Genomic DNA, 12,808 nt, shown 5'->3' with positions numbered 1-12,808 from the left:
TTAGCCCCGCCTCCGGGCGCGGTCATGGCCCGGTCACGCCGTCCGCGCCGGCGGTCAGCCGTCACCCTCCCGCTCGGCGAGGAATCGTTCGAATTCGAGGCCGATCTCGTCGGCGGACGGCAGGTCGACCGGCTCCGCGACCAGGTTGCCTCGCGTCTCGGAGCCCGCGAGCGCGTCGTACTGGTGCTCAAGCCCCTCGACGAGCGAGACGAGCTCCTCGTCTCCCTGGTCGATCTGGCGGTCGATCTCCGTCTGCGTGCGGTGGGCCTCCGTGCGCAGGGAGTGCGCGATGCCCGGCAGAACCAGGCCGGTCGCGGCCGTGATCGCCTCCAGTGCCGTGAGCGCGGCATCCGGGTACGCGGAGCGGGCGACGTAGTGCGGCACATGGGCGGCGACGCCGAGGACGTCGTGCCCGGCCTCCATCAGCCGGTACTCCACCAGCGCCTCGGCCGAGCCGGGGACCTGTGCCTCGTCGAAGGGGCTGCGGTGGCCGGGCATCAGGTCCGTGCGGTTGCCGTGCGGCGTGATGCCGACCGGCCGGGTGTGCGGGACGCCCATCGGAATGCCGTGGAAGTTGACGGCGAGACGCACCCCCAGCCGCTCGACGATCTGCTCGACGGCGGAGGCGAACCTCTCCCACTCCACGTCCGGCTCGGGCCCGGACAGCAGCAGGAAGGGCGCCCCGGTGGCGTCCTGGACCACCCGGACGTCCAGCGTCGGGGTCTCGTACGCCGCCCAGCGGTCACGCCGGAAGGTCAGCAGCGGGCGCCGTGCGCGGTAGTCGACGAGCCGGTCGTGGTCGAAGCGGGCCACGACCTGGTGCGGCAGAGTCTCGAGGAGGCCGTCCACGATCTGCTCGCCGGTCTCACCCGCGTCGATGTACCCCTCGAAGTGGTAGAGCATGACCAGGCCGGCCGACTCCTGGGCGAGCGCCATGTCGACGACGGCCAGGCCCTTCGGCTCCCATTCGTACAAACTCTGCGGATCAGGCACGGTTACCGCTCCTCCTCGTATTCCTGGGGGAGAACGCCCGGCGGGGCACAGGCATTCCCAGCCTGTGCCCTTTCACAGGGTGGTTACGCCAGAACGCGCGCGTGCAGTGCGGTGACCGCCTTCCGTGCGGAGGTGAACGCTCCGTGCTGCCAGGCATCGGTGTGGCTGAGGTAGTCACCGGCGAAGTAGACGCGGCCCGCAGCCTGGTTGAGGGGTGCGAAGGCAGGGGCGTCGGGGCCGCCGGACAGGGAGTGCCAGGCGGCCTCGAGGTGCGGGGTCTGGCGCCAGTGGTGGGAGAACGACGAGGCGAGTTCCGTGCGGTACTTCTCGCCGTGGATCTTCACGCCCTGGGCGACGGCGCGCGCCTCCCGTTCGCGCGGGGCGAGCGCCGCGTACGCGTCGGCCTGCGCGCCGTAGTTGTAGTACCCGATGAGGGTGCCGCGCTCCCCGTGGTGCCCGTACGACGGGTACCAGATGTGCGCGAGGTCCATGTCCGTCTCGGTGATGCCGCCGTAGATCCGATGATCGGTCTCCCACCAGCGGCTGCGGTACTCCAGACCGATCTTGCCGGCCGAGGACGGCTTGCACGCCTCCAGGGCGGCCTGTACCGCGGGGCCGAGGTTGTGGGCGGTCTTGGCGAGGATGTTGGGCGGCAGGGCGGCGATGCAGTAGTCGGCGTCGATGGTGCGGGTGCGCCCACCCTGGGTGTACGTGACGGTGACGCCGTGGGCCGTGTCGGTGATGTCGCCGACGACGGCGCCGGTACGGATCCGGCGCTCGCCTATCGCCCGGGTGAGCGCGGCGGGTATCCGGTCCATGCCGCCGACCGGCTGGAACATCAGCATCGCCTGGTCGTACTCGAACTCGAAGGAGAAGTAGCGTCCGACGCCGCTGGCGAAGACCTCGGAGGCGGACGGTACGGAGCCGAGTTCCTCGCCGGGGGTGCCGGCGGCCGCGGGGTCGATGCGGTAGCCGCGCCGGGCGCTGCCGGTGTAGTCGAGGGTGTCGCCGATGTCGCCGAAGTCCTTGAGGAATTCCAGGAGTCGCTCCTGGTCCTCGGCGGTGATCTGCCGGTCGAGGGCGCCCTTGTCGGTGGCCTTGGCGAGGAGTTCGGCGACGTAACCGTACACATCGGCCTTCGCGGTGCGGTAGCGCACCGGGGCCTTCATACCGGCCTTCTCGTTGAAGATATATGCGTGGGCGTTCACATTTGTGAACACCTCAATGGGGACACCGAGTTCGCGGCAGTAGTCGAGGGTGACCATCCACTGCGGGATCCGGGCGGGACCCGCGTTCATGTACTGCCCGTCGGTGAACCCGGCGGTCTGCGTGTTGCCGTAGGCGTCGGTGGTGGAATCGCCGCCGCGCACGGTGAAGTTACGGCCGCCGGTACGGCTCCGGGCCTCCAGGACCGTACAGTCGTAGCCGGCCTTGCCCAGTTCGTACGCGGCGGCGAGTCCGGCGATGCCGCCTCCCACGACGACGACCTTGGCCGCGACCTTCCCCTTCAGCGTGAAGTCGCCCTTGTTGGGGGCATGGAAAGCGGGTTCGCGCTGTGCGGCCCGGGCGGTGGGGGCGAGGCCGAGGGCCCCCATGGTCGCGAACATCGCGCCCGCCCCACCGGTGATCCCGACCTGACGGAGAAAGCTGCGGCGGCTCGCGCCCGTGACGACGGGCGGGTTGTACGACGTGTGCGTCATGTCCCTGCTCCCCTTCGGATCTTGAGGTTGCCGGGATCCTGGCAAGCGCGTGTTACGGCCCGTCAGTTACTCGTGTATCCCGCACGTTTCCCTCCGTTCACCGCAGCGCGACCACGGGAGAACAACGGTCCGGACCTTGGCAGGGACACGCCCCCTCCCTACCGCCACAAGGTCGCATGTACAGACATGCACCCCACATTCATGTACGAGAACGGCTCGAACCCTTCGACGGGAAGGCCTTCGCACGCTGCCCCCGTCCTGCCGGCCACGGCGCTCGGCCGGGGCGGTCCTCACCGCGGGCGGCGGCTACGGACTCCACCTCAACGGCGCGTCCCACCGGACCGTCCAGGGCGTCACCGTCACCGACGGCCAGAAGGGCATCGTGGCCGACGCCGACGACGGCGTCATTGACTCCGTGACCGTGCACGACCTGGACATGGAGGGCGTGCACTTCCGCACGTCCAGTGCGAACGGCGTCGGCGGCAGGGGCCTGACCAACATCACGGTCACCCCGTAGAACCGGACCCCGGACACAAGTGAGGCCCGCTCCCCGAAGGGAGCGGGCCTCACTTGTCAGCTACTGCAGTCGATGACCGACCGGAGGGTCAGAGCGTCAGCTCTGGCCGCCCGCCAGCTTCTCGCGCAGGGCAGCCAGGGCCTCGTCCGACGCCAGCGCACCGGACGTGTCCGCGGACTCCGAGGAGTACGAACCGCCGCCGGCGCCGGAGGCAGCCGGGGCGCCACCGGCCGGGGCGGCAGCGCCCTCGGCAGCAGCGGCCTCGTCGGCCTCGCGGGACTTGATGACCTGGGCGCGGTGCTGCTCGAAGCGCTCCTGCGCCTCGGCGTACTGCGTCTCCCACGCCTCGCGCTGGGTCTCGTAGCCCTCGAGCCAGTCGTTGGTCTCGGGGTCGAAGCCCTCGGGGTAGATGTAGTTGCCCTGGTCGTCGTAGGACGCGGCCATGCCGTACAGGGTCGGGTCGAACTCGACCGAGGCGGCGTCGGCACCGAAGGCCTCGTTGGCCTGCTTCAGCGAGAGGCTGATGCGACGACGCTCGAGGTCGATGTCGATGACCTTGACGAAGATCTCGTCGTTGACCTGGACGACCTGCTCCGGGATCTCCACGTGGCGCTCGGCCAGCTCGGAGATGTGGACCAGACCCTCGATGCCCTCGTCGACGCGCACGAACGCACCGAACGGAACGAGCTTCGTGACCTTACCGGGAACGACCTGCCCGATCTGGTGCGTACGGGCGAACTGCTGCCACGGGTCTTCCTGCGTCGCCTTGAGCGACAGCGAGACGCGCTCGCGGTCCATGTCGACGTCGAGGACCTCGACGGTGACTTCCTGGCCGACCTCGACAACCTCGGAGGGGTGGTCGATGTGCTTCCAGGACAGCTCGGAGACGTGCACGAGACCGTCGACGCCACCGAGGTCCACGAAGGCACCGAAGTTGACGATCGAGGAGACGACGCCGGAGCGGACCTGACCCTTCTGCAGGGTCGTGAGGAAGGTCTGACGGACCTCGCTCTGGGTCTGCTCGAGCCAGGCACGGCGGGACAGGACCACGTTGTTGCGGTTCTTGTCCAGCTCGATGATCTTGGCCTCGAGCTCCTTGCCCACGTAGGGCTGGAGGTCGCGGACACGACGCATCTCGACGAGCGACGCCGGGAGGAAGCCGCGGAGGCCGATGTCGAGGATGAGACCACCCTTGACGACCTCGATGACGGTACCGGTGACGATGCCGTCTTCTTCCTTGATCTTCTCGATGGTGCCCCAGGCACGCTCGTACTGAGCGCGCTTCTTCGAGAGGATCAGGCGGCCTTCCTTGTCCTCCTTCTGGAGAACCAGGGCCTCGATCTCGTCGCCGACCTTGACGACCTCGTTCGGGTCGACGTCGTGCTTGATCGAGAGCTCGCGGCTCGGGATGACGCCTTCGGTCTTGTAACCGATGTCGAGGAGAACCTCGTCCCGGTCAACCTTGACGATGACACCGTCAACGATGTCGCCGTCGTTGAAGTACTTGATCGTCTCGTCGATCGCCGCGAGGAACGCGTCCGCGTCGCCGATGTCGTTGACCGCAACCTGCGGAGTGGTGGCGGTGGTCTCGGTGCTGCTCGTCATGTGGGAAAGGGCTCCGGTACGGACAGTGAGTCGTAGGTACTGCTACGCCGAGAGCCCGTATCGCCTCTGCAGAAGCCGGACAGCCTGGGAAGCACCCGACCCGCCGAACGGGAGGCACCTCGTGAACCGAGGGGACATGCAACAGATGCAAGCGCGGCCTGCTAGGTCTGAGGCGCGCAGGCTCGCAGCGCAACTTGTAGCATACGGGGGCAGTCGGGCAGGGTCAATGCGCGAAGGCGCACACGGGGGACACAGGGGCCCAAACCGGGCACATTTCATGTTCTCCGAGGCCACATCGGTCCCGGCCGTGTTGCGTGACTACGGTTCCGTACTCACAGGTGCCCCTAGGTACGTACCGCGTGCGGTGGGGTGAAGGCAAACTACAACGACGGACACGATGAGCCAAGAGATCTACACCACCGAACCGGAAGCGACCCGCCGCAGCGCCGGGGAAGCGGAGAGCAGCCGGGCAAGTCGCGGCTGGTGGGACCGGAACGCCGACGAGTACCAGAGCGACCACGGCGCGTTTCTCGGCGACGACCGTTTCGTCTGGGGCCCGGAGGGTCTCGACGAGGCCGAGGCCGGCCTGCTCGGCCCCGCGGAGTCGCTGAGCGGCCTGGACATCCTGGAGATCGGTGCGGGCGCGGCGCAGTGCTCGCGCTGGCTGGCCGCCCAGGGCGCCCGCCCCGTCGCCCTCGATCTCTCCCACCGCCAGCTCCAGCACGCACTGCGGATCGGCGACGAGGTCCCGCTGGTGGAGGCGGACGCCGGGGTGCTGCCGTTCCGGGACGGCTCCTTCGACCTGGCCTGCTCCGCCTATGGCGCGGTGCCGTTCGTCGCCGACCCCGTACAGGTCTTCCGGGAGGTGCACCGGGTGCTGCGCCCGGGGGGCCGCTGGGTCTTCTCGGTGACGCATCCGATCCGCTGGGCGTTCCCGGACGAGCCCGGGCCCGAGGGCCTGTCCGTCGCGGCCTCCTACTTCGACCGCACCCCGTACGTCGAGCAGGACGAGCAGGGCAACGCCGTGTACGTCGAGCACCACCGGACCGTGGGCGACCGGGTGCGGGACGTGGTGGCCGGCGGGTTCCGCCTGGTCGACCTGGTCGAGCCGGAGTGGCCCGCCTGGAACAACCAGGAGTGGGGCGGCTGGTCCCCGCTGCGCGGAAACCTGATCCCGGGCACGGCGATCTTCGTCTGCGTCCGGGACTGAGCGCGGGCCCGGAGGGCCGGAGTACGACACTGGGGGCGTGATCCGTACCGACGCCCTCGACCGGCTGCCCGTCCGTACCGCCGTGCCCGCGCTCCGGCAGGCGCTCGACGACCGGGGTGTCGCGGTGCTCTGCGCACCGCCCGGCACCGGCAAGACGACGCTGGTCCCGCTGGTCCTCGCCGGCCTGGTCGGCGACGGCCCCGCGCGCCGCGTGGTGGTCGCCGAACCGCGCCGGATCGCGGCCCGCGCGGCGGCCCGGCGCATGGCGTGGCTCCTCGGGGAGCGGACCGGGGAGCGTGTGGGGTTCACGGTCCGCGGGGAGCGTGTGGTGGGGCGCGGCACGGTGGTGGAGGTGGTGACCACCGGTGTGCTCCTGCAACGGCTCCAGCGCGACCAGGAGCTCGCCGGGGTCGATGCGGTGATCATCGACGAGTGTCATGAACGGCATCTGGACGCGGACACGGTCGCCGCCTTCCTCCTCGACGTACGGGAGGCGATCCGGCCCGATCTGCGGCTGGTCGCCGCGTCGGCGACGACGGACGCGGAGGGGTGGGCGCGACTGCTCGGCGATGCACCGGTGGTCGAGGCGCAGGGCGTGTCGCACCCGGTGGAGGTGGTGTGGGCGCCGCCGGTGAGGCCGGTCGGGCCGCCGCACGGGATGCGGGTCGACCCGGCGCTGCTGACGCATGTCGCCTCGGTGGTGCGCCGGGCGCTCGCCGAGCGGGACGGCGACGTGCTCTGCTTCCTGCCGGGCGTCGGTGAGATCGGCCGGGTGGCGGGACAGCTGGCGGGGGTGCCCGCGGAGGTGCTGCAGGTGCACGGGCGGGCACCGGCGGCGGTGCAGGACGCCGTGCTGGCGGGCTCGTCCGAAGGGCGCCGGGTGGTGCTGGCGACCTCCGTCGCGGAGTCGTCGCTGACGGTGCCGGGGGTGCGGATCGTCGTCGACTCGGGCCTGGCCAGGGAGCCGCGTACCGATCACGCCCGCGGACTGAGTGCGCTGACGACCGTACGGGCCTCGCAGGCCACCGGGAAGCAGCGGGCGGGCCGGGCAGGGCGTGAGGCCCCGGGCGCGGTGTACCGGTGCTGGGAACAGGCGGAGGGCGGGCGGCTCGCCCGGTTCCCGTCGCCGGAGATCAAGGTGGCCGATCTGGCGGCGTTCGCCCTGCAGGCGGCCTGCTGGGGCGATCCGGACGCGTCGGGGCTGGCGCTGCTCGACCCGCCGCCCGCCGGGGCGATGGGGGCGGCCCGCGAGGTCCTGACGGCCGTCGGCGCGGTGGACGCGGTCGGCCGGGTGACCGACCGGGGCGTACGGATGTCGCGGCTCGGCCTGCATCCCCGGCTCGCCCGTGCGCTGCTGGACGGCGCGGACGAGGTGGGCGGGCGCCGGGCGGCGGAGGTGGTGGCGCTGCTGAGCGAGGAGCCGCCCCGGGAGTACGGGGACGACCTGGCGGCGGCGCTGCGTACCGCCCGGCGGGGCGGCGACGGCTACGCGGCGCGCTGGCGGCAGGAGGTACGGCGGCTGTCGTCGTCCCTGGAAGGCGCCCGCGAGGGTTCCGGCACGGATGATGCCGCCGTCGGCCTGGTGGCCGCGCTGGCGTTCCCGGAGCGGGTGGCGCGGGCCCGCGGCGAAGGAGCGTTCCTGATGGCGTCGGGGACGGGCGCGGAGCTGCGGGACGGATCGCGGCTGCGCAGCGCACCCTGGCTGGCCGTCGCGGTCGCTGACCGCCCGGCGCACGCGGCGTCCGCGCGGGTGCGGCTCGCAGCCGTCATCGACGAGGACACGGCGCGGCTGGCCGCCGGGCATCTGCGGTTCGCGGGCGAGGAGGTCCGGTGGGACGGCCAGGACGTGGTGGCCCGCTCCGTGGAACGCCTGGGCGCTGTCGAACTGTCCGTGCGGGCGCTGAAGCAGCCGGACCCCGCGCTGGTGCGGGCAGCGCTCGTCGACGGGTTGCGGCGCGAGGGACTCGGCCTGCTGCGCTGGACCCGGGAGACCGGGCAGCTGCGCGAGCGGCTCACCTTCCTGCACCGGGAGCTGGGGGTCCCGTGGCCCGATGTGTCGGACGATGCGCTGCTGTCGCGTACCGAGGAATGGCTGGAGCCCGAGTTGTCCCGGGCCCGCCGCCGCTCCGACCTGGCCCGCATCGACGCCGGGCAGGCGTTGCGGCGGCTCCTGCCGTGGGCGACGGGCGAGGCGGCCCGGCTGGACGAGCTGGCGCCCGAGCGGATCGAGGTGCCGAGCGGGTCCCGGATCCGGGTCGAGTACGGCGGGGCGCAGCCCGTGCTCGCGGTGAAGCTCCAGGAGCTGTTCGGTCTCACCGAGACACCGGAGGTGGCCGGGGTGCCGGTTCTCGTGCACCTGCTCTCCCCCGCCGGCCGCCCGGCGGCGGTCACCGCCGATCTGGCGTCGTTCTGGCAGGACGGGTACCGGGCGGTTCGGGCGGAGCTGCGCGGCCGCTATCCGAAGCATCCGTGGCCGGAGGACCCGACGACGGTCGCGGCGACCCGGTACACCTCGGCGCGGCTCAGGCGGGAGTAGGCGCCGGATCCGGGGCGGGTGCGGTCGCCGCCTCCGGCTCCCGGCCTCCCGGCCGCCGGGACCGTGCCTCCAGCCACAGTGCGAGCGCCAGCAGCCCGGCGGCAAGGATCAGGAATCCCCGAGGCAGGTACGAGGTGAGCAGCAGGATCAGCACACGCTGGGACGTGACCAGCGCGACGGTGGACTCGATGTAGTCCTCGCGCATCTTCACGTGTCCGGCGAACGCGGTGACCGTGTCCTCGGACATGCCCATCGCCTTCGCGTTGCGCAGCTCCTCCTTGTGGATCTCCTCGCCGTTGACGGGCGCGCCGGTGACCGGGTCGACCCAGAACATCCGCTTGGTGGTGTACCAGCGGGTCATGCCCGTCTTGGCGACCTGCGCGGCGGTCACGCCCGCGATCGGCATCTTCTTCGGCATCGGGACCTTGGTCCACGGGATCGTCTGCTCGAAGTAGTACACGTCCATGCCGCGGAACGTCCGGGTGCCCCTGTAGTGGATCGGCGAGCTGGTACGGGTCTGGGCATCGAAGTACTCGTAGTCGCGCTTCTCGGTGAGGAACGGCCATTTGAACTCGATGCCCTCGCGCTCGACGGGGTCGCCGTCGACACTCTCGCCGGTGGCGTGGACGGGGGCCTGGCTGTGCGCGTCGAAGATGTAGCGCTCGGGGATCTGCGAGACCATCGCGCCGTTCGGGTCGACCACGTAGCTGAGGGCGTCCCAGACGACGACGTCGCGGCCGGCGCTGCGCTCGATCTTCTCGGACTCCTCCACATTGCCCTTGAGGGTCTGCACGATGGTGACCTTGGGGACCTGCTTGACCTTCATGCCGTCGTTGTAGTCGAGGAGCGTGGCGGGCTTCGCCTCCAGAACCACCTCCTGGTACTGGCTCGGCGGGATCTTCGCCAGCCTCGGGAAGGCGTACCAGCGCAGCAATGGCGACAGGGCGGCGAAGAAGACGGCGAAGGCCAGGAGTACGAGTCCGGCTCGGCGGCGCATGGCGTCCTCCCTCCTACTTCTTGGGTCCGGGGACGGTCGTCAGCAGGGGTTTGGGCGAGGTCTCGCCGGGTGGTGCGCCGATCGCGGTGACCGTGAACACGAGGGCGAGGGCCGCGGCCAGTCCGATGGCGGCGGCGATGACGGCACGCATGCTCGGCCTCCCGGAGAGCGCAGATCTGACAGAGCGTCAGGGCTGGGGCACCGTAGCAATGGAGACGCGAGATGAGAACACGTAAGACCAACCGGCAATTGGGGGTGGGTGAAGGAGCGGGGCTGGGGTGCGTGCATCGCAAGGCGGAGGGTCGTCCTCGTACCGGACGTACTTGGGCGAGCCCGACAACGCAGCGAGCGTGCGTGCCAGGCGTCGCGGGGCAGGCCGGGCTTCCGACACACGCCCTGAAGCAGCCCCTGTGCCGGGTGGTGGCACAGGGGCTGCTTGAGGGCGCGGTACGGCTCCGGGGCTGCCGTCAGGCGGCGGGCGCCTCGACGTCGAGCTCGATGACGACGGTGGCGCCGCCCTCGGTGGTCAGGCGGAGCCTGTACGTGCCCGTGGTGTCGTCGGCGTAGATCTTCGGGAGCGTCAGCGTGCCGTCGGCGCCGGTCTTCAGGTCCGTCAGGGTGCGGACCGTGTTGCCGTCCGCGTCCTTGAAGTACGGGCCCTTGTCGTTCTCCACCGGGGCGTCCCCGTCGGTGATCATCGTCGCGGTGACGGCGACACCGGACGCGACCGCACCCCGGTACGTGGCCTTGACCGCGACGGTGTCGGCGAACTCGGCGCCGGGGGCGGCGGTAAGTGCCTTGTCGTCGGTCCTGGCGATCGCGTCGGCCTGCCGGGCCGTCACGGTCGCGGTGTACGCGACAGCCGGCAGCGAACGTCCGGTGGCGATGGCCCGGACCGTGAACCGGCCCGTCTTCTCGCCCGCTTGCAGCACCGGAGCCGTCACCGTGCCGTCGGCACCGGTGGCCAGGGTGACCGAGCTCTTCCCGCCCTCGAAGCGGGTGTCGGTGTCACCGGCGATGGTGAATGTGACGGACACCTTGGCGAGCGGGCCGCCCAGACTGTTCTTCGCCCGCACCTTGATCCGTTCGGCGAACGCGTCGCCCGCGGTGGCGGTCAGCTTGCCGGTGCCCGCGTTCTCCACGGCGCCGAGGGTCTGCGCCGGTGTCGGCTTGGGACTCGGCTCGGGACTGGTCGAACCGCCGCCCGGCTTCGAAGGCTTCGGGTCCGGCTTCGGGTCCGGCTTCGGGTCCGGCCTCGAACTCGCGGGCGGGGTCGGCGACGGCGAGGTGCCGGGGTTCGTGCTCGAATCCGTACCACCGTCGAGGGGCGGCGGGACGGTGCCGCTGCCGTCGGGGACCTCGTGCGTGCCGCGCTTGTAGTAGTCGAACCAGGAACGGACCGTACGGAGGTATTCGTTCGAGTGGTTGTAGCTGAGGACCGCCCGGTCGAGATCGGCCGCCACCGCAAGGTCGCGCGAGCCGGCGCAGAGATAGCGCCCGGCGGCGAGCGCCGCGTCGTAGATGTTGTTGGGGTCCTTGCGGCCGTCGCCGTTGCCGTCCTGGCCCCACGTCGCCCACGTCGACGGGATGAACTGCATCGGGCCGACCGCACGGTCGTGCGTCGAATCCCCGTCGTACGCCCCGTTGTCGGTGTCCTTGATCATGGCAAAGCCCTGACCGTTGAGGACCGGGCCGAGAATCGGGGAGAACGTGGTGCCGTTCGCGTCGACCCGGCCGCCGCGGGCCTGGCCGGACTCGACCTTCCCGATCGCGGCGAGGAGCTGCCACGGCAGCCGGCAGGCCGCGTCGGTGTCCGCGAGAGACCGCTCGGCCTTCTTGTACGCGGCCAGAACCGAAGCCGGTATGCCCGATTGCGCACTGCCGGTGATCGGCAGATTCGTCGACGTACCGGGCTTGTTGGGGCTGACCAGCGGGGGCAGGTCCGTGTAGTACGGCGAGTTGCCGCTGGCCGCGGAGTCGTCGGACGGTGTGGAACCGGCGGCCGGCTGGTCACCACCGGCTCCGCCGCCGTCCGATGCGAGGACCGCGCCGGGGCCCTGCGAGGCGGCGAGCGCCGCCACAGCAACTGCGGCCACCGCAGTGGTGGTCGCCCCTCGGCGCAGTCGGCGGCCGAATTGCGCTGCCATACGTCTGGTCCCTCCCCGTCGACGGCTGCCCGCGCTCCCCAGCGCGAGGACTCAGGCGACCCTACGGCAACTCGTGCCGCTCGAACACAGGGACCTGACCGCTTCTTACCGGTATTTCACGTTGCAGACCGCAAGTTGTACAGGAAGCGTCGACTGTGCATCGGACGAGCACCGGATCCTCGTCCGGCGCACACTCGCGCATACTTGCCGCCATGCCGTTCACCCTGAGCCATGCCGCCGCCGTCCTCCCCGTGATCCGCCGGAACGGCACCGCGCGCGGGCCGCTCCTCGCCTCGGCGCTGGTCGCAGGTTCGTTCGCCCCCGACATGACGTACTACGCGGACACGGCGATCCCCGGCGCGATGGAGTTCGGGGAGGTCACCCATGCCGTGTGGGGTGTGTTCACGGTGGACGTGCTCATCACGGCGGCGCTCGTGGCGCTGTGGCTGCTGCTGCGCGAACCACTGGTGGCACTGCTCCCGCAGCCCTGGCAGGGGCGCGTGCACACCTTCGCACGGGGAGAGCGGCAGGGCCCCCGGGGCGCACGGGACATTGCCTGGTTCATCCTGTCGGCGGTCCTCGGGGCGGGCAGCCATGTGGTGTGGGACGCGTTCACCCATCACGACCGGTGGGGCACCCGGCTGGTACCGGTACTCAGCGAGAGCGCCGGCGGATTCCCGGTGTTCCAGCTGGTGCAGTACGGCAGTTCGGCCGTGGCACTGACCGTCCTCGGCTGGTTCACCGTGTCGGGGCTGCGGCGGACCGGGACCCGGCCCGCCCCGCGGTCCGTACCCGTCCTCGACCACCGGGACCGGTGGTACGCGGGCGCCCTGCTGAGCGTCTGCGTGCTGCTCGGCATCGTCCACCGGTGCGCCCGCTGGTACGCGTACTTCGGGCACATCGACACACCACTGGACATCATCCCCACCGCCTGCTTCGGCGCCGGAGCAGGGCTCGCCGTCGGACTGGTGCTGTACGCGGCGTGGATACGGCTCCGGGAACGGAAGCAGAACCGGCCGCCGACCGGGACCGGGGAGCCCGGCCGCCGGACGGGCCTGGTGTCGAGCCCGCCCGGCGACTGAGCACCGTACGACTGCCGGGAC

Annotated in this window: 9 protein-coding genes and 1 pseudogene; 4 read left to right on the top strand and 6 right to left on the bottom strand. The window is 71.0% G+C overall.

Annotated features, from left to right (window positions below):
* Positions 1-54 precede the first annotated feature (54 nt).
* Together OG972_RS30430 and OG972_RS30425 are read right to left on the bottom strand one after the other, a co-directional pair.
* Positions 55-993 (bottom strand): PAC2 family protein, encoded by a 939-nt coding sequence (locus OG972_RS30430; protein WP_266986850.1) that lies wholly within the window; start codon positions 991-993, stop codon positions 55-57.
* Positions 994-1,076: 83 nt separating this feature from the next.
* Positions 1,077-2,600, bottom strand: coding sequence for an FAD-dependent oxidoreductase (locus OG972_RS30425; RefSeq protein ID WP_266990801.1), 1,524 nt, complete (start codon positions 2,598-2,600; stop codon positions 1,077-1,079).
* Between the two features lie 367 nt (positions 2,601-2,967).
* Here OG972_RS30425 and OG972_RS30420 point away from each other — a divergent pair.
* Positions 2,968-3,171, top strand: a pseudogene (locus OG972_RS30420) (sheath polysaccharide-degrading enzyme); the annotation flags it as partial.
* A 135-nt stretch (positions 3,172-3,306) separates the two neighbouring features.
* Here OG972_RS30420 and rpsA read toward each other — a convergent pair.
* Complete coding sequence (rpsA, locus tag OG972_RS30415) at positions 3,307-4,815, bottom strand: 30S ribosomal protein S1 (RefSeq protein ID WP_266986848.1); 1,509 nt, start codon at positions 4,813-4,815, stop codon at positions 3,307-3,309.
* 397 nt (positions 4,816-5,212) lie between these two features.
* Here rpsA and OG972_RS30410 point away from each other — a divergent pair, with 397 nt between their 5' ends.
* Together OG972_RS30410 and hrpB are read left to right on the top strand one after the other, a co-directional pair.
* Positions 5,213-6,025, top strand: coding sequence for a class I SAM-dependent methyltransferase (locus tag OG972_RS30410; protein ID WP_266986846.1), 813 nt, complete (start codon positions 5,213-5,215; stop codon positions 6,023-6,025).
* A gap of 37 nt (positions 6,026-6,062) precedes the next feature.
* Positions 6,063-8,561, top strand: coding sequence for an ATP-dependent helicase HrpB (gene hrpB, locus OG972_RS30405; protein ID WP_266986844.1), 2,499 nt, complete (start codon positions 6,063-6,065; stop codon positions 8,559-8,561).
* Here hrpB and OG972_RS30400 read toward each other — a convergent pair.
* From OG972_RS30400 to OG972_RS30390, 3 genes are all read right to left on the bottom strand, one after another.
* On the bottom strand, positions 8,548-9,558 hold the full coding sequence (locus OG972_RS30400; RefSeq protein WP_266986842.1) for a DUF3068 domain-containing protein: 1,011 nt from the start codon (positions 9,556-9,558) through the stop codon (positions 8,548-8,550). The genes hrpB and OG972_RS30400 overlap by 14 nt on opposite strands.
* 13 nt (positions 9,559-9,571) lie before the next feature.
* On the bottom strand, positions 9,572-9,709 hold the full coding sequence (locus OG972_RS30395) for an SPW_0924 family protein (protein ID WP_266986840.1): 138 nt from the start codon (positions 9,707-9,709) through the stop codon (positions 9,572-9,574).
* A gap of 316 nt (positions 9,710-10,025) precedes the next feature.
* Positions 10,026-11,705 (bottom strand): lytic transglycosylase domain-containing protein, encoded by a 1,680-nt coding sequence (locus OG972_RS30390; RefSeq protein WP_266986838.1) that lies wholly within the window; start codon positions 11,703-11,705, stop codon positions 10,026-10,028.
* A gap of 212 nt (positions 11,706-11,917) precedes the next feature.
* Here OG972_RS30390 and OG972_RS30385 point away from each other — a divergent pair, with 212 nt between their 5' ends.
* On the top strand, positions 11,918-12,787 hold the full coding sequence (locus OG972_RS30385) for a DUF4184 family protein (protein WP_266986836.1): 870 nt from the start codon (positions 11,918-11,920) through the stop codon (positions 12,785-12,787).
* The last annotated feature ends 21 nt before the right edge of the window (positions 12,788-12,808 follow it).

Origin of the sequence: Streptomyces sp. NBC_01669 (assembly GCF_026339735.1) — a bacterium.
GTDB lineage: Bacteria > Actinomycetota > Actinomycetes > Streptomycetales > Streptomycetaceae > Streptomyces > Streptomyces yanii.
Note: the sequence above shows the minus strand (reverse complement) of the source record. Positions and strands in the feature narration are given on the sequence as shown.